Raw genomic sequence first — 22,430 nt, 5'->3', positions numbered from 1 at the left:
AACGACTTTCACGAGAAAGAGTTGTTGCATGGATGAAACGCAAATCATCATTATACAGAAAGCTTCTGGCATCTCTTCTGATTGCCACGGCATTGCTGACCGCGGCGGGTTGCGGGGAGCAAGAGGCTGAGCCGGGCTCTCCGCAAGGCGACGTGACGCTTGTTATCGGCGCGTATTCCGTCGTGAAGGACGCTTTCGCGGAGCTGCTGCCGGCCTTCAAGGAGAAGTGGCGACAGGAAACGGGCCAGAGCCTCGTGTTCCAAGAGTCCTATGAAGCCTCGGGCACGCAGGCAAGGGCTATCGCGGGCGGCTTCGAAGCCGATGTCGCCGTACTGGCGATGGAAGGTGATCTGGACAAAATCGAAGACGCCGGCTTCATCAGTCATGATTGGCGCGGCGGCAGCGATGGCGGCATGATTACGGAATCCATCGTCGTTTTGGGAACGCGCGAAGGCAATCCGCTGGGCATTCAGGACTGGGATGATCTCGCGAAGGATGGCGTTAAGGTGCTGTATCCGAACCCCAAGACGTCCGGCGGCGCGCAGTGGGATATCAACGCGATCTACGGCGCAGGTTTGAAGCGCTCCGAAGAACTTGAAGGAGAAAAGTCGGAGACGTATGCCAAGTCATTCCTGAAATCCATTCACTCCAACGTGGAATCGCTCGACAAGAGCGGACGGGCGTCGATGGCCGCCTTCGAATACGGCGTGGGCGACGTCATCGTAACGTACGAGAACGAGCTCAAGGCGCGTATCCAGCAAGGGGTGCCGTACGAGATCGTTGTGCCGAAGGATACCATTCTCATTCAGAATCCGGCGGCTGTAGTCGATCGCAACGTCGACAAACACGGCACCAGAGAAGTGGCGGAAGCGTTTATCGCCTTTCTGCATGCCGAGGAAGCGCAGCGCGTGTTCGTGAAGCACGGCTTCCGGCCGGCTCGGGAAAACGTCAAGCAGGAGCTGAGCGGACAATTTGTCGTTCCGGAAGGATTGTTCGATATCTCTTATCTGGGCGGCTGGGATGAGGTGCGGTCCAAGCTTTATTCCAAACGAGGCATCTGGTACCAGGTGTTAGCCGATATTTGAGGAAACAATCGATGACTTCTATAATTGATTCGAAGAAAGCCGGCCGAGAGGTCGGCTTTTTGGTGTAGCAGAAACAACGTATCCTATTACAAACATTTTGTTTGAGTCGGAGACGTTAATGCTATAAAATAAATAGACGCGCGGTCCATATATGTCATATTGATGAATATGGCGACAATGTTCGCAACTTGAGATTGCATTATTAGCGAAAATCGACTACCATTAGTTTAGAATAATTCTAAATAATTGGACTGCCAGGTTAGGATTCCTCATACACACAAGGAAAGCCCATAATAACCTCTAAATAGATAACGAGCTGGAAGGGAGCAGGGCGGAATGAACGTTTCGGCTGAGATCGACAAAATTAAACGAGCATTAATGGAGAATGGCTCCAAGCTAACCACGCAGCGCGAGATCATCGTGCGCGTATTGCTTGAAAACGAGCAGGATCACTTGAGCGCGGAGGACGTGTACATGCTCGTCAAGGAGAAATTCCCGGAGATCGGTCTTGCGACTGTTTACCGGACGCTTGAGCTGCTAGCCGACCTGCAGGTTGTCGCCAAGATGAACTTCGGCGACGGGGTTGCGAGGTACGATCTTCGCGGCGAAGGCCAGGAGCATATGCATCACCATCTTATCTGCCAGAGATGCGGCGCTTTGGATGAGATCAAGGAGGATTGGCTGACGGATCTGGAGGAGCGGCTGGAGCGGGAATACGGCTTCAAGGTGCTGGATCATCGACTGGACTTTATTGGTAATTACCACGAGTGCAAGAACACGGACTGCAAACGGAATAATAAAGCCGTTTCTTGATCTCGCTCATACCAAGGGAGATATGGAACCTGACGGAAGATCGAGAGACTTCCTTCGGGTTCTTTTGCGTTCGGACGTTAGGAGAGGGTGGAAGTTCTAAAAAAAGTGCTGAAATCCCTTAAAAAAAGCCCATGCGGCCCCTGTTAACCTGTGCTAAACTACCCTTGCATCCCATCGATAGCTTAGTTCGAAGGAGTATCTTGAATTCCGCTTGGTATACTAGCTTGTATAGATGATTGAACGAGGAAGGAGTGTCGCCGAATGGCAATATCCGTAGTGCTGGCCGACGATGAACCGATCATATTGAAAGGGCTCACCAAGCTGATTCCATGGGATCAACACGGCATGGAAATTGCGGGTTATGCTTACGACGGCAAAGAGCTGTTCGAGGCCATCGAGACCTATAAGCCCGATGTGGTCATCAGCGACATTAATATGCCTTATTTCAGCGGCATTGACATCATTAAAGAAATCAAGCGACGGCAGCTGCCGATCAAAGTTGTATTTATCAGCGCGTATCAGGAATTCGCTTATGCCAGAGACGCCGTCGCATACGGCGCGGTCGATTATTTGGTCAAGCCCGTTAAAAAAACGGAATTGGAGGCCGTCATCAAGAAGACGCTGGGCCAAATTTCGGAGGAAAACGAGGAAGGGCGGATCCGGGACAAGCTGAACTTGCTGGAGCGCAAAAACAGAGACGACGAAGTGGGCGGATGGCTGGCCCAGCTTGCCGAAGGAACGTTTTCCGAGCAGTCGGAGGGTTACCCGTATTTGCTCGAGAAGCTGGATGATTCGTTATATACGATCGGTATTCTCGGCATCGACCCTTCGGGCAACGACAGCGAGCGCTGGCCGGCGCAAACGCAGAAGCTGGTGGAGTTCGCCATTCATAACATTGTGCAAGAAAGTCTAGGCTTATACGGGAAAGGATACTCCTTCATTCAGAACGGAGCCCATATTTTCGTGCTTAACCATACCTCGGAGGATGTGCCGCTTCGGTTGGCCGATGCCATCCGCCGCAATATAGCGGACTATTTGAAACTCAAGGTTTCCGTCGGCGTGGGCGAACCGGCAAGAAACCTGTTTGGGCTCAAGCAATCCGGCGATCAGGCAAAAAGAGCGTTGGAGATGACCTATTACGAAGGTCTGAACCGTGTCATCCCGTACCGCAAGCTGGAGCAACGCAAGGACAGCGAAAACGAATGGTTTACGCTCCAGTCCGGCATAATCAAGTCGCTGACCGGGGGCGACTGGTCCGGTGCGAAAGCTTCGATGCAAACGCTGCTGCGATTAATCGAAAGCGCGACGATCGGCAACCGGCAGCTTGCCGTATCCACTTGTTTTTCGTCAATGCTCTTTATCGTGCAAGAGGTCAAGAAAGCGGATGTCCCCATGTCGGACCTCGGCTTCGACATCCAGCATTTGCAGGGACGGCTGGAAACCTATGTCACTTACAAGGATTTATGCGACGGGATATACGATATGCTGCTGGAGCTGTACAATCGGATCGGCGACAAGCCGGGGATCAAGGAACAAACGTTAATAGCCCGTATAGCGGCCTATATCGATGAGCATTATAGAGAAGATATTTCCCTGGAGTCGGTGGCGGGCATCGCGTTTATGAACCCGTATTACTTCAGCAGCTTTTTCAAGAAACATATGAAACGCAATTTCAAGCAATACGTTACGGATCTGCGAATGAAGCAGGCAATGGAGCTGCTGACGCATACAGATATGATGATCTACGAAATCGCGGAGCAGGTGGGTTACAATAACGCCCGCCACTTCAGCGATATGTTCAAGAAACAGACAGGCAAGCTGCCGCAAGAGTACAAACAAGCATTAAGGCAATAAAAGGATAGGAACGTTGGATGGAAGCATGCTTCGCTTTGCGCATATGGAACATGCGCGGATGGCGGGACATGCTTTCTTGCTTATTAATCGGGGAGTGGGAGGCGTTGGCTATCTTGCGGAAGTGGTGGAACAGTATTTTTGTAAAGTTTTCGGCTGCGTTTTTGCTGGTCGGCTTGATACCGCTAATTGCGCTTAGCATCTTTTCGCTGCAGGCATTCAGCGGTCATGTTCAGCAGTTTACGATCAACAATTTAAAGCAGATGTCCTTATATTTGAGCTATAATATCAACAACTTTTTTTCGGATTACGACGAAATAACGAGACTTATGTACACAGGCAGATACGAGGGTTATTCGCCTACGTTGTCCGTAGACCAGACGGCTAACGTAAACCAGTTCGAGCAGATCAACAGCGTTCCTATCGGCGCGTTTTTAAGAACAGTGTTATACAGCGACAAGCATATTCGAAGCGTCTATTTCGTAAGAGCGCTGGATCAAAAGATTTATTATCAGACGAAGCAAAGCAAACCTCTTCTCGCGGATAAACTGCCCATCGATCAATGGCTGAAGCCGCTGGAGGAGCGTCCCAACTACTTGTCGATCTATCCGACCCATGGCGAATATTATTACAACGCGCCGAATCAGAAGGTGATTACGTTCGCGCGCAACCTGATCGATATTTCCGGCACGCTGACTCCGGACCCTAAAGTAGTAGGAAGTCTTTTTATCGACGTAGACGCGGGGGTGCTGGATAGTCTGCTGCAGGAAACGAACTTGTCCGGAGATGATGAGCTCTACGTCCTCGACAGCGACAATCAAGTCTACTACAGCAGCAAGGAAGCGGCAGACGGAGAAGCGATCTCCGTATTGGATCGTTCCGACGACAGCGGTTATCTGACGTTTAGCGATGAGGTTCCCTATCTAAAGGGACAGGTTTTTATGCGGGTATCCAAAAATGGGCTGTTCGAGCAATTGACATCCACTCAATCGACCGTCTATATCGCCATTATCGTCTGTTCGATCGTGCTGCTGGCAATGGGAACCTGGTTCTCCAAGCGGCTCGCGGCCCCTATTCGCAATGTGCTGCTGCATATGAATAAGGTCGAAATGGGGAATCTGGACACGCACATCGAGAGATACGGCAAGGACGAGCTTGGCAGGCTGGCCTTTGGCTTTAATCGAATGGTGGATCGGCTCAAAATATTTATCAATGATGCGTACGTCGCGGAAATCAAGCAAAAGCAAGCCGAGCTCAGCGCGTTGAAAAGCCAGATACGTCCCCATTACTTGTACAATACGCTGGAAGTCATTCGGATGAATGCCGTCTACAACGATGACGAAGAAGTCGCCGATATGATTTTGGCATTGTCCAATCAGTTGAAATACGTGATCGACTACGGAGAGGATTGGGTATCCGTTCAGGAAGAATTGAACCATCTGGAGGACTATTTTTATATTATTCGCGTTCGTTACGAAAACCGAATCGAGCTCCGGCTGCAAATCGCCGAAGAGGTGAGAAGAGACTACCCCATTCTAAAGCTGTCGCTGCAGCCCATCGTCGAAAACGCGATCCAGCATGGCATTCGCCCCAAGGGCGGGAAGGGCAGCGTGCTTGTATCGCTGGAGGTTGCCGGCAGCAAGCTGGTCGTAACGATCTACGACGACGGTGCGGGCATCGGAGAGGACAGGCTGCTGGAACTGCAGCAGTTGCTTGCGGAATCCAAGGCGCCAAGCAAAAACATCGGCATGAAAAATGTCCACGACCGCATCAAAACGATATGCGGAGAGGATTACGGCTTAACGATCAACAGTATGGAGCATGTGGGAACCTCGGTGCAATTATTATTGCCGATCCTCCCCAAACATCTTAAATAAGCCGCATATGCGGCTTAAAAAACTTCATTCATAACGACTTTGGCGGATGATACTCTTAGATCAAGGAAAACAACATCCTTACAACCTGGTACTCAATAAAGGGAGGCTTACAGAAAGATGGCCAAAAAAACATTATTTCAGTTATTTTCCATTGTTACGGCTGCTTCGTTAGTACTGACCGCTTGCGGCGGGAACAACAACAATTCCGGTGCGAATAACGGTTCGCCAAGCGCTTCGCCGGCAGGAACGGATGCTGCCGAAAGCAATAAGCCAGTGACGATTTCCGTAGCGTACGCAACGGGCGATCCGGCTACGAAACAAGCGATTGAAACAACGATTGACGCTTTTACGACGGCTAACCCGCACATTACGGTTAAAAACATCAGCGAAACGACAAGCGACTCCTATCTGGACTGGCTGAAAACAAAAGACGCGGTCGGAGAATTCCCGGACCTGGTGGAAATGCGCGATACGAAAGTTTTCGCGGATGCGGGCAAGCTGGCCGAGCTGCCGGAAGGGCTGCACAGCCTGTTTACCTTCCTGCCGGAATATGATGGCAAAAAATATAATGCTCCGCTTACAGGCAATGCGCCCAACGGCATTATTTACAGTAAAAAAGCATACGCCGATGCCGGAATTACAGAGCTTCCGAAGACATACGACGAGTTTATCGCGATACAGGATAAGCTGCTCGACAGCGGAATTTCCCCAATTGTAGCGGGCGGCAAAGATATTTTCCATATGGGCTTCTGGGTCAATTACTTCCTGATCAACAACGTGTACAAGGAAGATCCGGATTGGAACTCCAAACGCACAGCCAAGACGGCGAGCTTTACCGATGCCCCTATGGTACAAGCGATTAGCGACTATAAGGAGCTGTTCACGAAATATGTGGACAAAGGCTGGCTGAGCACGGGCGACAACCAGACGGCTTCCATGCTCGTAACGGGCAAGGCTGCGCAGCTATATTCGGGTCCCTGGATGTTCGGACAAATTACGGAGGCTGATCCCGGCTTCGAATACGGCTTCTACGCGTTGCCGGGCAAAGACGGCTCCGTAATCGTCAACGGCTTGCCTACCCTTGCCGGATGGTCCCTTTCCGCAGAAGCGGCCAAGGATGCTGACAAAGTAGAAGCGATTTCGGCGTTTATCAAATTTTTCTTTGATCCGGCGCAATACAGCCCGTATCTGGCGACCGTCAACGGCATTCCAACGACGGCTGCCGAAGTAACCTACGAGACGAACGAACATATGCAAGAAGTGCTTCGGCTTATGGCGGACTCTTCGGTTGAGAAGTCCATGATGATCAACCAGTGGTTCGGCGAGAACGCAATTCCGCCGCAATTCCGCAACTGGTTCTACAAGCTGTTGCAAGACCTCGTCGTAAACGACGCCGATGTTCTGCAATATATGCAGCAATCCGATACGGAATACGACAACAACGTGAAAGCAAACCAACAATAAAGCCAACAGCTTAGGCGATCAACATGCGGGATAACCTCTGCCGGGCGGCAGAGGTTATCTTTCAGAAGAGGCAGGAGGAGAGCGTTATGAATGCCACGGCAGTAATCAGAAAAAAGAAAAGATGGTGGCAGAGCTACGCGATATGGTTTATATTGCCGGCGTTTGTACTATATACCTTGTTTGTCATGATTCCCACATTCAACAGTATCTATCTTAGTTTTACGTCCTGGGACGGCATTAGCGAAAACGTTCGTTACATCGGCTTCGACAACTTTAAGGAAATATGGGAAAGTCCGAGGGTTCATAACGCGCTGACCAATACGATTATCGTTGCTGTCGCGCTTGTTCTGCTGGAAAATGTGGTGGCGCTTGTTCTGGCTATCCTTGTGGATCAAGTACGCTGGTTCCGCAATTTGTTCCGCAGCATCTTTTATTTCCCGGTACTGATGAGCGGTATTATTATGGGCTTTATCTGGATGATTATTTTGAATTACAATTTCGGTGTTGTAAACCAACTGCTGGATATGACGGGCCTAAGCGCTATAAAGACAGACTGGCTGGGCAACCCGGATTTTGCGCTGCTATCGATTATTTTGTCAACGGTTTGGAAAGCATCGGGCTACTACATGATTATTTATCTGGCGGGCCTGCAGGGCATTCCGCAAGAGCTTCTGGAGGCGGCAAGCATCGATGGAGCGGGCAAGTGGAAGCAATTCCGGCATGTTACGTTCCCTCTTCTGGCAGGGGCAACGACCGTATGCGTCATGTTGTCGATGATCAACTCCCTGAAGCTGTTCGATCAAATTGCGGTTATGACCAACGGCGGGCCGGGCTTTGCCACGGAAACGTTGACTTACATTATATACAAGGTTGCGTTCGGCGAAGGACGACAGGGTTTCGGCACCGCGCTTGCAATCGTATTGTTTATTCTGATTCTTATTATTTCACTTATCCAGATTCGATTGCTTCGCAAACGGGAGGTGGAGATGTAAGATGGGCCAAAAAGCGAAAAAGCCGATTACATCCGGCCAAATCATTTTGTTCGTGGTTACGCTGCTCATTGCGATCCTATTCGCGTTTCCTATCTTCTTTAATATCATGTCGGCGTTTAAATCCAACTCCGAAATTCTTCGTGACGCCATTGCGTTCCCGGAAGGTTTTTATACCGAGAGCTTTAAATATTTGCTTACCAAAACGGAATATCCGAAAGCGATGCTAAACAGCGCGGTCCTCACGCTTGGCTCGATCGCCGCAATGATTGTCATCATCCCGATGGCGGCGTATGCGATCGAACGGACGAACCGCAAGTGGACGAATGCCGTCTACATCTTTTTCCTGTTCGGCATGATGATTCCGTTCCAGGTATACATGATTCCGCTGTTCAAGCAGCTCAAGACGATGGGGCTGTTCGGCAATCTGGGCGGACCGATACTGATCTACATCGCGGGGTCAGTAGGTTTCGGCGTCCTGCTGTATACGAGCTTTCTCAAGGGCGTTCCGAGAGAAATAGAGGAATCCGCAGAGATCGATGGCTGTACGCGGATCGGCATATTTTGGCGAATCGTCTTCCCTTTGCTTGGTCCGGTTACGGCCAGCATGGTCGTGCTGCAAGGACTTGGAATCTGGAACGACTTCCTGATGCCGATGCTTGTTCTGCCATCCGGCCAGACAAAGACGATGATCGTGGAGCTGTTCTATTATGTCGGAGAATTTTCATCTCGCTGGGATATGATTTTTGCTGGCACGACGATGTCGCTGGTGCCGGTATTGATCGCCTTTTTGTCCTTGCAGAAGTACTTCGTAAAAGGCGTTTCGTCGGGAGCGGTTAAAGGCTAGCACCCAGGCGGGCAACCCAATAGCAATGAATCAGGGACCGGAAATTCCAACAGGATTTTCGGTTTTTGGTTTTGGATCGCTTTATAAGCCATGATCTTAAAAAACACCGGTTTCCTGTTAAAAAAGCTGCATTGTGATCGTAGGCTTGCCGTGGTAAATTTTTGTAAAACTATGAAAGGATGTTGTACAGATGAAACGCAAGCTGATGATTTGGCTCGTGGCGCTGTTGTTGTGTGTAACGATGCCCGGCATGGCGGGAGCGGCGGACAAGCCTCAATTCCGGATGTCGGTAACGACGGAAGGAGATGAAGTTATTGCGATTATTTCCGCTTCGGGTCTGACGGATCTGTACGGATTTGAGCTGCAGGTGTCGTACGATCCGCTGCGGATGAAATTTTTGAAATCGGAAAGCTCTTTCACGGGGTTTTCGGTGCCCCCGCTGGTTAAGGGAGGCAATTTGACACTGGCTCATACAAAAGTAGGTCCAGTGACCGGAGTAAGCGGCGAAGCGGAGCTTGCGACACTGAGGTTCGATAGGGTCGGCGGCGGTGAGGCCGTATTCCGGTTGGAGGAGGCTTCGCTTGTCGATTCGCAGGTGCAGATGCTGAGTTATAAGCCGGGGATTGCCGAGATTGCGAAGGGAGGCGAGCGGGAGGTCAAGCTTGTCGACATTGGAGGCCATTGGGGAGAAAACGATATTGCCGAAGCGGTGGAGCTAGGCTGGGTGACCGGTTACAGCGATGGAACATTTCGACCGGATAAGTCGATTAATCGCGCGGAGTATGCAGTCATGCTTGCCCGGGCGCTGGGGCTGGCTTCCTCAGAAGAACAAGTTTTCTCCGATTCGGTACAATTGCCGTCATGGTCCAGACCGTATATATCCGGGGTTGCCGCGGCCGGAATTGTAAACGGATACAGCGATGGTTTGTTCCGGCCGGAGCGCCTCGTTACCCGGGAGGAGATGACGGCCATGATCGTGCGCGCCGCCGCGCCAAAAGTCGAAGCCGGAGGCGAGCCGACATTTGCCGATTCCGCCGAAATTGCCGCTTGGGCAAAACCTTATGTCCAAGCCGCTGCCGACGCGGGATTGGTCAAAGGCAAGGGCGGCAACCGTTTTATGCCGGCCGACTCCGCAACACGTGCCGAAGCGGCAACGATGATTCTGAATTTGCTGCGGCTGTTGCGCGTTTGATTATCTTTCATTGGGTGGTTGAGAACTGGTCGACAGGAAGGAGACATAAGAAACAATGCGATATTGGTCAAGATTGCTTATCACATGTCTAATTGCCGCTTTGATTGCACCTATGCTTCCGGCTGCGAAGCAGGCGGCGGAAGCGGCGCCCGCGGCGCCGCAGAGCAGCTTGCTGGATCGGATCATTTTCGGAAATGACGAATCGGAGGGGGAGCATCGCTTCCAAGGAACCTCAACCCGCGCTATTGTTGGCGGACTGGGTCAGACGGCTCGGGTGGCGGATCCGCTTAACCCCGCGCTGGCACGCGGCGGCGAACTTATTTTTACGATGAAGGTCGACCCGTACAAGCAAAACTATTTTACGATGAAGTTTTGGGGCGACGATGTTTCGTCCTACAAAAGCATCGTATATATCAACGGCGAGCAAATCGGCTATCGCCGCGAGGGCGATTACGAAGCGATCAACATCGGCAATCAGAATTACAGGGCGGGCGGAAGCACGGGCGTTACGGCAAAAGTGCTGCCCAACCGGTTCTATTACAATACGATCATGCTGCCGCTGGAGTTGACGTACGGTCAAGAAGCGGCGGAAATTACCGTTCGTACATACAGTCAGGATTTCCTGGCGAACGTGACGGAGCCGTCGCGCGGGTATTACAGCGGTTATACGCATACCCAGGCGTTTCTGGACGTATCGGGCGAGACGCAAGGCAGTCTGTTCGGCGGTCCCGTCGACACTGCCGATATCGTGGCGGAGGATACAAGAACGGCTGCGGACAAGCAAGCGTTGATCGACGGGTATACGGCCGGCCAACGCGCGTTGTTCAACAATTTGTCGGCCAAGGTCGACGCAAGCGGCACCGCCAAGCTGTCCATCGTCAGATATGAGGACGAACTGAAGTTTTACGCGGGTTGCTTGAGCTACGACTGGTGTCCGGCCGCCGCGTCGCCCGCTTTGAAAAAAGCAGCCGTCGAGCGGATTTTCAAAACGATCGACAATCATGTCAAAGATTATTATGCCAATACAAGAAACGTGCAGCGCGGAGGACATCAAGGCGACTGGGGCGGCTACTACGGAGCGCTCGGCGAAGCGTTGTATTTGATCGAAAACGTCATCGCCGACGATGCCGTCTACGGTCGGGAGGCGTTCGAGACATTTCTGGAGCAGCCGTTCGCGACCGGCACGACGGAAGGGCGTTATTCGCTGGCCGGCGTTGATTGGGACGGCGGAGCGTTAAGCCGCAAGGAAGCGTGGGAGCGGGCGCTGAAGGCCAATTTCGATTTTGCGAGAGCAAGGCTGTCCTACATTTACAATCAGGTGTTCTACACGTACGAAGGTGCGTGGGAGGCGCACGAGGGGCTGCGGATGATCGGCTCCGAATTTTTCGAAGGCAAGGAGCGCAGCCATCAGATTTTGCTGGAGGCGATCGGCGTAAGGCCGTTCCTGGGCGAGGAGGTGCTGGTCGGGCCGAGCGGGGTAGAGCTGGATCTGTACCACTCGTTGTTCCTGCACGATGCCACGGCGGTGTTTACGGAAGATTTCGAGCAAATCGTCGCCAAAGGACTGGCCCGAAGCAAGCTGGACGATAACGGAAGGCTGGTCAGACGGCTGCCGTTCGGCGAGCATTTTACGACGATTACCGAAGCGGGTTTGACGAGGGAAAACGGCTATGTCGCCAATTACGGCGAAGCGACCAACTATTTGCCGGAATACTTCTACAAGACGCTGGGCAAAGCGGGCGACGAAGCGCTGAATGATGAAATTTTGAAAATGGCGCTGAAAAATCTGCATGCTCGCGGCTACACCCGAAATACGACGCTTGACGACAACGGCTACCGCATGATGCGGATGAATCAGGTGCTCGACGAGCGCAATCCGGCGTATCCCGGCAATTACGGCTACGCTACCCGCATTACCGAAGGCAAGCAGCTTCATTACGCTTCGCTGGAGATGGCGATGGCGCGCGACGAGGAGCGCTACAGCGGGCCGGAGTGGGATGAATATTGGGCGTACGCGGCCGAAGCCGTCGGTTATGCCCAGCAACAAATCGCGGACAACCAATATTTTAATTACTTCAACAGCGTTATGGGCAAAAGCAAATACGACTATCATCTGGCCGAAACCTATCATTACATTTCCGAAGGCAGAGCCGAGTTTGAACGGTTCGACGGCGCGCAGGCGGGCGTCGTGCATCCGCTGACCGATTTTGCTTATTATTCGGAGCAGGAGCTTGACGAAATGGGCGTTGACCCCGCCGATTACGAGCAGTTTGCCTGGACCGACGTGGATAATTTCTTCTTCTCGATGCGCGACGGAGACACGCGGATACTGGGGCAGCTCAATATGCGCAACCGCGGCTTCGCGGGCAACGGGCGGCTGCATGTGATGACGCCGGAATACGATTCCATCGTGCAGATTGCAACAAACGGCATATTTAGATACGACGACTATTATTTGCGCATGGACAATATTCAGGCCGACTTTTTTGAGGATCAACACCGCAATGACGGGGACCGGCCGCAAGCTTTGGCCGGCGAGATCGCGCCTATCACGTATCAGCCGGGCGTCGGCACGGTGACGCGCGACAACTTCGAAGCGGATCACGCTTACGCCGCGCATCCCGATCTGCTGACCGCCAGATACGGCGAATACTTCCTGTTGTTTAACTCCACTCGCGAAGCATACGGCAACAAACAATCCTTCGAGGTGGAGCTGCCTGCGGATTACGGCGGCAATGACGTATTGGATCTGGCATCCGGAGCTAGGGTGCAGGCGACAAACGGCAAGGTAACGGTACCGGCCCAAAGCGTCATGATTTTGAAGTTGAACGAAACGTTCGATCCCGCGCCGAAGCCGGGCCATGTCGACTTCGTGCAGGCGCTGGCCGGCAACAATGAAGCGGGCCTGACATGGAAAACAGCCGCCGGCGCGGAAAGCTATACGATCAAACGCGCCTCAAACGAAAACGGTCCGTATACCGTCGTCGCGTCGGGCGTAACCGGCAACGACTACAGGGACTCCGGCGTTCTGAACGGCAATGTTTATTATTACAAAGTGGCGGCGGTAAACGGCAACGGCATGGGCCGCGATTCGTGGCGGGCCGAGCTGGAACTTTCCGTTCCGGCAAGCGCGGGGCTTGCGGCGCCGTGGCGGGCCGACGCCATCGGAGACATCTCCGCGGGGCAGTCCCAAACGGCGGACGGCGTCGTGGCCATCTCGGGCGGCAACGGCTCCGGGTTTGGCGAAGGAGACGACTACAATATCTATGACCGGGACATTCACGATTCGCTCCATTACGTGCACCAGTTGCTGGCGGGCAATGGTTCGGTGGAAGCCCGGATCGACAACCATTCGGGAGCGGCTTCGGGCATCATGCTGCGCGACAAGCTGGACGCTAGCGCGCGATATATTTATTTCGGGGCGGATGAAGAGGGCAATCTCGTATTGCAGAACCGCACACGCGACTCCAGGCATATGTGGACGAACGTGAAAGCAAGTCCGTTCGATGCGGGGTTGCGGGGCTTGCGCGCCGAGGAATACCCGTATATCCGACTAGTGAGAGAATACGACTCACATTACGTCGACGCTTACGTTTCGCGCGACGGCAATAGCTGGATTGCGGTTTTCAAGCTGTTTACGCCGTTCCCTTATGCGATATATGGGGGCGTGACGGCTGCGGAGGCGGCGCAGTTCGGCGATGTCCGAGTAGAGGAGAGCGAGCGGGGCAACCTCTATCCGGCAGCGAAGCTGGAGGGCGGAAGCCTAACAATAAGCTGGAACAAACCGAAGCAGGCTGTCGGCTTCAGCCTTTACCGTACTTACGATGCGGCGGCGAGCGATACGAATCCGGAGCTGCGGCCGGGTACATCCGAACCGGCAGCGGACTCCCCATGGACGAGAATAGCGGCGGACGCGATGATCTTGTCCTACACCGATACGGCGACTCCATCGCAGGGCACGCCTTATTACAAGGTAGCTCCGATTGCGCTGGACGGCGCGGTAGGTCCGTTTTCGGACACCGTCTCGCCACCGGCCTTGTCAAACGCTCCGGAGCCGGGGGACATTGCGGTATCCAACCGCCCGGAAGGCATTGACGATGTCGTTACGGTGGAGGGGCTTGCGGACGGCAGCGTGGCGAAGGTTTACCGGACGGCAACGGCTCTGCAGCCGCTTGGCATGGCGATTGCGGAGGGCGGCTCGGCATCGGTGCGGATTGCGCAAATCGGCTCGTTATCGGGATCGCTGTATGTGTCGGCGGCCGAACCCGGCAAGCTGGAGAGCGCACGAACGCTCAAGAGCTATGTGGGCGAAGACGGCATCATTCAATTGAAGGTGGAAAAGGATACGACCTTGCGATTTAGCAACGATAACGCCTCCGGCATTGGCCCGGAGCTGACGATTTTAAACAGCGGGGCCAATGTCGAAACGCAGCGCCGATACGGACTCCTTACGTTTAACGGCGTTCCCGACCTGAGCGACTCCGCTATCGAATCGGTGAACCTGACCATGTTCCGGGGCAATCAGCGGTCGGCCGTCATCCAGGCGCGTTTGCTCGAGTGGGATGACTGGGCGGAGCCGGGCGCTTCGGGCCGACTGGGTCTTGAGCTCAAAAACGATTATTTCGGGGGCAGCGCGGATCAAATTGTTGCATTTTTGAACAGTCCTTCGGCATCCGCTCCCGTAGCCGCGAACAGCGATTATCCGGATCACGGCATTTCCGGAGTCTGGAGCATGGATGTTATGGATACGGTGCAAGCCAATACGGGCGACAAGCTGACATTGTTCCTGGCGTCTGCCGGCGCCGAAGGCAACCCGCTGACGAAGGAATATACATCCGGCGGCAGCGCCCCGGGCCAATTCGCGCCCACGCTCACCATTGTTTATAAGCTGGACAGAAGCTTTCTGTTCGAGCTGATCGGCGATGCGGAGGCTTTGGATGAAGCGGCGTATACGCAAGCCAGTTGGATGGCGCTGCAAACGAAGCTGGAGGCGGCGCGGTCGGTTGCCGCAAATGAGTCTGCCGATCGCGCGGCGGTGTACGAGGCCGCGCTGCAATTACAGGCGGCGATGGATGAGCTCGCCGGGCTGCCGAAAGCATGGCTTGACGGACCGGCATCGCTAAGCGTTAAGAGCGATTTCAGCGTATCTGCAGGTTTGTCCGATCATGCGGAAAGCTTTACGGCGCTTGATCTTGTTATGCGCTACAATCCTCAGCAAGTGGAATTTGCCGCAACGGCCGACCAATCGGGCAACAACTGGCTAGATGCGGGAGCGATCGTTTCGACGCATGAAGGCTTGCGGATCGCCGGGGCGGCGCTTAAGCCCGAGCAAGGCGAAATCCGGATTATTCTTGTCGCCGCTCAAGGCGGAGAAGCCGTTGCTGCGAGCGGACCATTGCTGACGTTGCACGGCAAAGTAAAAGATACGGTGCTGCCAGGGGCGGTCGGGATGGAAATTGCCGAATTTACGGGGGCGTTATCAGGCAGCTCCATGTCGTTTGATGTTGCGGACGCGAGCTGGGAGGCTGTGCTAAACGAGACGGATAAAGCGGCATTGAACACGCTGCTTGCCGAAGCTCGGGAGCTCCAAAGGGGGGCGCAAGTCGGAAGCTTGCCGGGCCAATATCCGCAAGCGGCCATAGATGCCCTCGGAGCGGCTATCGATGCCGCGGAAGCGGTGCAGGCCGACATATTGGCGGGCGCAGATGCCGTAGCCCAGGCGATAAACACGTTGGCGCAAGCGATGGAAACCTTTCGCGAGGCGGTCATGAAGCCGACGGTTCCCGTTACGCCGGGCGGTCCGAACAAGCAGGCGCTGCAGCAAGCGATCGCGGCAGCGGAGCTTCTCTACGATCGGGCCGTGGAAGGCGTTAAAATCGGCCAATACAAGAGCGGCGCGAAGGCGGGGCTTGCGGCGGCAATTGCCGATGCGAAGGGGATTTACGGCAGCGGCTCCTCTACTCAGCAACAGGTGAACGAGGCCGCTCAGAACCTGAATCGGAAGGCGGACGAGTTCCGCAAGCAACTGGTATCGCTTGCGGGCGACGCAACCCGGTTGACAGTCGCAGATTTGTCCGTGCTTGCCCGTTATTACGGCATTGCATTAGGGCAGGCAGGATGGAGCGAGGTAGCGGCAGCAGACTTGTACGAGGAAGGCAAAGTTACGATCCGGACGCTTGTCGCCTTGGCAAGAATGGTGCTGGAGGAGTGGAACAACGAATAACGCAAGGCAGGGCTGTTCCCGGAGCCGATTCTGGCTCAGGGACAGCCCTGTTACATCACAACTTATCTCTTGCTAACCATTTTCGGAGAGGAGATCGACAATGAGCAAACATGTAAGACAGGTACTGGCATTGCTGTTGTGCGTGCCCATCCTCATGATGCCGATGTTTGGGCTTGCCCCGGATGCGGCGGCAAACGCTGCGGCGGCGGCCGAGGCGGCGCCGGAGGTTCGGGTAGTCAGCTTCGCTGCAACGGATGAGGGCAGCGCGTATGTGGACAAGTCGTCGCCGGATTCCGTAAGAAAAACGGCCAGCACCACCGACAACAATATTCAGTTCAAGATGATGGTCGGCAAAGGACGACACGGTTATCTCCGGTTCGATTTATCTTCCTTTGACACTAGCTTGTACAACATTGATGAAATGACGATGGAGCTGGCGTTTCGAAAATCGCATGATCCCAATACCCTTACATTTGTCGAAAGCGAATCCGTTTGGTCGACCGACAGCGGCGTCAAGTGGACCTCCGGCAATATTACCTATAACAACCGCCCGAACGATATAGCGGGTTCGCCGACGGCGCAGATTACGTTTGCGTCAGCCGGAGAAGGCAACGTACCAGCCGGTCAGCCAAACGCAACAGTGGATGTGACCGACTTGTTCCGGAACGCGCTGAAGGCGGGCAGAACAGAGATCAATCTTCATATTTACACCGATTCTTCGGAAAATACGGCTGCCGGGAGCGTGACGCAGCTGTATATCGACAGACCGCATCCATCGGGACAAATCCCGGTTGTGGTAAACGTAACGACGGGGGAGCCTGTCGTGCCGCTCGATCCCGAAGGTTTCGCCGCACGGGTTGAAGCGGAGGATTACTATCGATCGGCAGGCAACGTCTATGTCAGGGATAACGGAGACACCGTACCGGGTTCGATGCCCGGCGACGAGGTTGTCCTGACGGGAGCCTCGGGCAACAAATTTGTAGATTTCAGCAACCCGGTCGCCGACTATAAAACGGGCAGCGGCGCGAGTAACAACTCCATTCCGTCAGGACAGGACCAAGCCAGTTGGAAGGTCGTTGTACCGGCGGCGGGGTTTTACCAATTGGCGTTCAGCTACAACAACCCGGCAACCAAGACGGACGGTTACCGCAATGTCCGCGACGAACGAAATACCCGCATCGTGATCAACGACGATGAGCCGGATTTTACGAATACGATGGACCCGCATTGGGCGGGCTGGATGATTTTCAATATTTCCGGATACAACGACAGCTATAATCCTGCGGCCAACACATCCTTGACGCCGCAATCGGATAATGGTTACGCCAACGTAAGAGGCAATACGGCCTGGAATACCAACTTTATGAACGTCTGGCTGGAGAAAGGGGAGAATACGGTCACTCTGGGCATGGAGGCGCCTCCGGGACAAGGCGTTTACGACGGCCCCAACCTCGATTATTTCGACGTGGTTTATATCGGAGATCAAATGGTCGGAGAAGATGAAATTCCTTATCTGAACGACGATTTCGTTTTCCAGCATCCGGGCATCGCGTTTACGCTGGAGGATCTGGATCATATCAAGGCTAATAAAGACAATGCGGATACCGTTTACGGCAAAGGTTATCAGGAGCTGGCAAGCGCTGCGGCCTGGTTCGACAGCAATGCCGTCAATCCGGAGCCGGTGCTTGACGTGGGGCCTTACAACAGCCCCAATATCGGCGGCACGGCATATACGCGAGGCGGCAGCAAGGCGCTTTATTATGCTTTGCGATATTACCTGGACGGTGACGCCGCTTACGGGCGCAAAGCGAAAGAGGTGCTGAACGAGTGGGCCGCCACGCTTAAGACGCTGGGCTCCGGAAACGATGTCAAACTCCGAATAGCCATTGTAGCGACGGATTTCGTAAACGCTGCCGAAATCATCAAGCATGTCTATAATGGCGATCCGGATGTTGCGGCAGCGGACCTGTGGCAGGAGGCGGACATGGCCGAATTCGACAGCTTCCTGCGCCTGCTGCTGACCAAGACATACGACTTCTATCCACAGGCCAACGGCAACTGGGACGCGATTCTCGGCGGCTTCAACATGGCTGCGGCGGTTTATCTGGAGGATATCGATTTATTTAACGACGCGTTGAAGCAGCGGTATCTCGGAACTTACAGAGAAGGCAACGCCGTGTCCATGGGTAGTCTGCCGAGCTATATTTACCCGAGCGGCGAGCAACAGGAAAGCAGCCGCGATCAGCCGCATGCCAGAATGGGCATTACGGGGCTTGCGACGCAAGCGGATATTGCCTGGAATCAGGGGGTTGATATTTACGGAGCCTATGACAATCGTTTACTCTCGGGCACGGTGTACAATGCCAAATATGCCATCGGCGAGGAAGTGGCATCGGAAACATTTATTTCCGACAGAAACAGAACGCAAAGCGGCATCTGGGCTGTCGGATACGAGATCGTCGGCAACCATTATCTAAACGAGGCGGCTGGCGTGTCCAAGGGCGGAGAAACGGATGTTATCGATGAAGCGGCGGAGAAGCGCTTGCGCGCAGGCACGGTCAATAACGAAGCCGGGCGGAAGGCGAACTACTACGGCGCCATGATGTTTACGGACAAACCTTATGATGTTTCCATGTCGCTGAGCGCCGGGAAATCCGCGTTAAGCTCTGTCGGCGATGAAATCGTATTGACGGCCAATGTGCAGACGGATTCCGTCATCAAGCGCGTAAACTGGCATATTCCGCAGGCGCTTAAGCCGTATGTCGATGTTGAGCATCTCGGCGATACGTCGCTGAAGCTGAAGCTGAGGGAGATGCCGGAGGTAAGCGGGATAACTGGCGTCGTCAGGGCCACTTCCGTCAAAAAGGCCACCGTCAGCGATACCGCATCCATCTCCATCGTCAACGACGGCATCGACAAGACGGCGCTCGGCGCGCTAATCGCCGAAGCGGATGGGCTCATCGAGTCGGAATATACGACGGATAGTTGGGCCGCATTGGCGGCTGCGCTCGAGCAAGCCAAAGCGGCAAGCGGAGACAACACAACGCAAGCGGCGGTCGATCAGGCACAGGCAGCGCTGCAGGCGGCGATGAACGGCCTGGCGGAAGCGCCGATCCGGATTCCGGGACCGGACATGGGCAATTATTATGACAACAGCAAAACCGCGTCCATGATTTTCAAAATGAAAAACGAAGCGGGCGAATACGTTAAGGTGGACCCCGTCACGGAAAAGCTGTCGCTTACGGGAAGCGCCGCCGAAGCTTCGGCATTTGCGTTGTACGTCCTCGACTACTTCGCCACTGTGGATCACGCAGAGCCGGAGGCGGGTGCCACGAGAACGGCGTATTCCATCCGATCTCTGGTCAATAACAAATACTTGACGATCCAGCATTATTTTACGGCCGAAGAGTTTCTGAGCAACACCCATCGTTACTTCAACATCCTGAGCGGCGATCCGAGCGGCACAAGCACGGACAGGACGTTCGAGGTCAAAGCGTCGGCGAACCTCCCGAATTGGAACGAACGATTTTATATCGACCGCTACGCCAAATCGGGCTATTACCGGATCTGGTCGCATTTGTCCACGATGAGGGACGATTCGAACTTCAAACGTTTTAATGTAACAATGACGGATGACGCCATGCAAAGCAGCGGTGCGGCCGCTCAAAATACCGAATACCGTTTTTATTTGGAAGAGGTGACGGGCAGCGATTTGCTGGAAGTTAGCCAGCGGGTATCCGGAGATGACGCCGAGCTGCTCTGGCTTCCCATTAACGGCGATACAAACCCGGCACATTACAATGTCGCAGGAACGGACGCGGCTGTCGTGCTGGCTGGCGGCCGGATGAGCGCGACGTTGTCGGACCTGAGCATCGGCGTTCACGAGTACACTGTCGAATACAACGGCGGCGGGTATGAAACTTCGGCGGATGTAAAGGTTCGAATCTTTAGCCATCCCGGTATTTTGCAGACGGCGGAGGACCTGGAGAGAATGAAGCAACGCGTTCAGGAGAAGGCCGAGCCTTGGTACTCCGATTATCAGCGGCTGCTGCATAGCGTTCCTTACGATCTGTCCAGCCTTGATTTCGAAACGACCGTTTTTGCCAATGTCGGACGCGGGGGAGCGCCGTCGGATTCCGCCAACATCGGCCATTTCGAGAAAGCCGGCAATGCGGCCTATTTCAACGCCCTGCAATGGGTCATTACGGGGGAAGACAAGTATGCGGCCAATGCCGCCGACATCCTGGGCAAATGGGCGCATGCCTTAAAAGTGATCGACGGTCGGGACCGGATCCTGGGAGCCGGCATCAACGCTTACAAATATGCCAGCGCGGCGGAAATTATCCGATACTACAATGGAGGTTATAGCGGATACGGCGACGCCGACTTCAAGGCGCTGCAGGATATGATGATCAATGTCGTATATCCCGTCATTCAGGATGCGGCTGCTCCGATGCTTGCAAACGGAAATTGGGATGCCGCGGCTATTGTCAGCATGATGGCGATCGGCGTACTCTGCGACAATACGGAAATATTCGACCGGGCGATGGCCTTGTATCAGGATATTCACGTAAACGGCTCTATCTTCGCTTATATACACGAATCGGGCCAAAATATGGAGACGGGCCGCGACCAGGCTCATGCCTTGCTGGCGATCGGCTATATGGCCGAAATCAGTCTGATCGCGTTCCATCAGCAAGAGGATCTGTATTCGCTTTATGACAACAGGCTGGCCAAAGCCTTCGAATATACGGCGAAATATAACTTGTTTTCGAAGGAGCTTTACGAGGAGGACATCCCTTTTGTTGCGATGCCGAACGTTTTTGGCGATACAAGCCGAGGGTATTACGGCACCGGATTCGACAGGGAAAACAACGGGTTGAACAGAGGCGAGCTGAGACCGGTGTTCGAACAAGTTCTTGCCCTCTACGGCAAGGCGAACAGCGGCGTTGATCTGGCATGGACGGAAAAGGCGGCTGCGGCCGCGCGCCCGCAGGGGATGGTTCATTTTGACAATCTGAACTTCGGCACCTTGGCGTACTACAACGACGAGCCGTTAAACGCGATCGGGCCATACTTTCAGATGCGCACAAGGTGGGAGCCGCTGTATCAGAGAAACTGGAGCGTCGTGGACGGCGAGAGAGTCGCCGAAACGCTCAACTCTTATTATGATATGGATGCGAGCGGCGAGCTCGTAACGAAGGGCATGAAGAAGGATGCGCCATTTTACCAATTAATCGCTAACGACGACGGCACTTATTCGATCCGTCTGGTTCGGAACAATACTTATTTGTCGGTAAAAGATGATCGGGCAGGCGATTACAATCTAATAAAAGCCGATGCCGCGACCATAGGAGAAAACGAAAAGTTCGTGCTGCAGTCCAGCGGGGTAGGACCGTTTTTTCTGGTTTCTCCCAAATACGACAATCGAATCGTCTATCAGCATGCGGCCGGATCGGGCAGTAACGCCGTCCTGACGCTTCGGCTCGGAACCAAAAAGCTGTCGGACATAACGGACATCCCGGATATTACAACAAACGAAAGATTGATATTTATGTACAATGCCGAAGATGTTGCGCTTAGCGGAACCGATGCCCCTGAAGGCGGCGAGACCGGCGGGGCGGTGAACAAAGAGGAACTGGCAGCGGCCATTGCCAAGACGCAATCGTTGCTGGGCCGTGCCAAAGAAGGCGGAAAGGTCGGTCAATACCCGCCGGCGGCGATTACGGCTCTGAGAGACGCCGTCCTTGCGGCGGAAGCGGTCAGAGGCGGCGCGGGCTCTACGCAGGCGCAGGTGAATGAGGCTGTGGAAGCATTAAATGAAGCGACGGCAAGCTTTGGAGCACAGCTCATTACTCTGGTTCCGGGAGCGGGCCGGGTAACGATTGCCGATCTGTCTCTAATGGCAAGTTACTACGGCGTCGGGAGCGGAGACGACGGCTGGGAAGCAATTGAGAAAGCGGATTTGACGGGCGAAGGAGCCATCACGATTGCCAATCTTGCGGCGGTAGCCCGATTGATATTGGAAAACTGGTTAGCCGAAGCCGAATAACGGTTCACGGTTGAGAGGGGCTGTCCCTTAAGTCATC

The 22,430-nt window shown here is 54.0% G+C and carries 10 protein-coding genes; all 10 read left to right on the top strand.

Annotated elements, in window-relative coordinates:
* Window positions 1-32 precede the first annotated feature (32 nt).
* A complete protein-coding gene (locus tag B1748_RS25780) occupies window positions 33-1,085 on the top strand; it encodes a sulfate ABC transporter substrate-binding protein (RefSeq protein ID WP_087570821.1) in 1,053 nt (350 codons plus the stop codon).
* Window positions 1,086-1,421: 336 nt separating this feature from the next.
* Window positions 1,422-1,898, top strand: a complete 477-nt coding sequence (gene fur / locus B1748_RS25775; protein WP_087570820.1) for a ferric iron uptake transcriptional regulator — start codon at window positions 1,422-1,424, stop codon at window positions 1,896-1,898.
* 261 nt (window positions 1,899-2,159) lie between these two features.
* Window positions 2,160-3,752, top strand: a complete 1,593-nt coding sequence (locus B1748_RS25770; protein ID WP_087570819.1) for a response regulator — start codon at window positions 2,160-2,162, stop codon at window positions 3,750-3,752.
* A gap of 104 nt (window positions 3,753-3,856) precedes the next feature.
* On the top strand, window positions 3,857-5,626 hold the full coding sequence (locus B1748_RS25765) for a cache domain-containing sensor histidine kinase (RefSeq protein WP_087570868.1): 1,770 nt from the start codon (window positions 3,857-3,859) through the stop codon (window positions 5,624-5,626).
* A gap of 117 nt (window positions 5,627-5,743) precedes the next feature.
* Window positions 5,744-7,090, top strand: coding sequence for an ABC transporter substrate-binding protein (locus B1748_RS25760; protein ID WP_087570818.1), 1,347 nt, complete (start codon window positions 5,744-5,746; stop codon window positions 7,088-7,090).
* An 86-nt stretch (window positions 7,091-7,176) separates the two neighbouring features.
* Window positions 7,177-8,082, top strand: coding sequence for a carbohydrate ABC transporter permease (locus B1748_RS25755; protein ID WP_087570817.1), 906 nt, complete (start codon window positions 7,177-7,179; stop codon window positions 8,080-8,082).
* A gap of 1 nt (window position 8,083) precedes the next feature.
* Window positions 8,084-8,926, top strand: coding sequence for a carbohydrate ABC transporter permease (locus B1748_RS25750; protein ID WP_087570816.1), 843 nt, complete (start codon window positions 8,084-8,086; stop codon window positions 8,924-8,926).
* A gap of 190 nt (window positions 8,927-9,116) precedes the next feature.
* Complete coding sequence (locus tag B1748_RS25745; RefSeq protein ID WP_087570815.1) at window positions 9,117-10,118, top strand: S-layer homology domain-containing protein; 1,002 nt, start codon at window positions 9,117-9,119, stop codon at window positions 10,116-10,118.
* Window positions 10,119-10,173: 55 nt separating this feature from the next.
* Window positions 10,174-16,341 carry an FIVAR domain-containing protein gene (locus tag B1748_RS25740; RefSeq protein ID WP_087570814.1) on the top strand — a complete coding sequence of 2,056 codons (6,168 nt, stop codon included), beginning with the start codon at window positions 10,174-10,176 and terminating at the stop codon, window positions 16,339-16,341.
* 100 nt (window positions 16,342-16,441) lie between these two features.
* A complete protein-coding gene (locus tag B1748_RS25735; protein WP_087570813.1) occupies window positions 16,442-22,393 on the top strand; it encodes an alginate lyase family protein in 5,952 nt (1,983 codons plus the stop codon).
* Window positions 22,394-22,430 lie beyond the last annotated feature (37 nt).

Source organism: Paenibacillus sp. MY03 (genome assembly GCF_002165585.1).
GTDB lineage: Bacteria > Bacillota > Bacilli > Paenibacillales > Paenibacillaceae > Pristimantibacillus > Pristimantibacillus agaridevorans.
The sequence above is the reverse complement of the archived record's forward strand: the minus strand, read 5'-3'. Positions and strand labels throughout refer to the sequence as shown.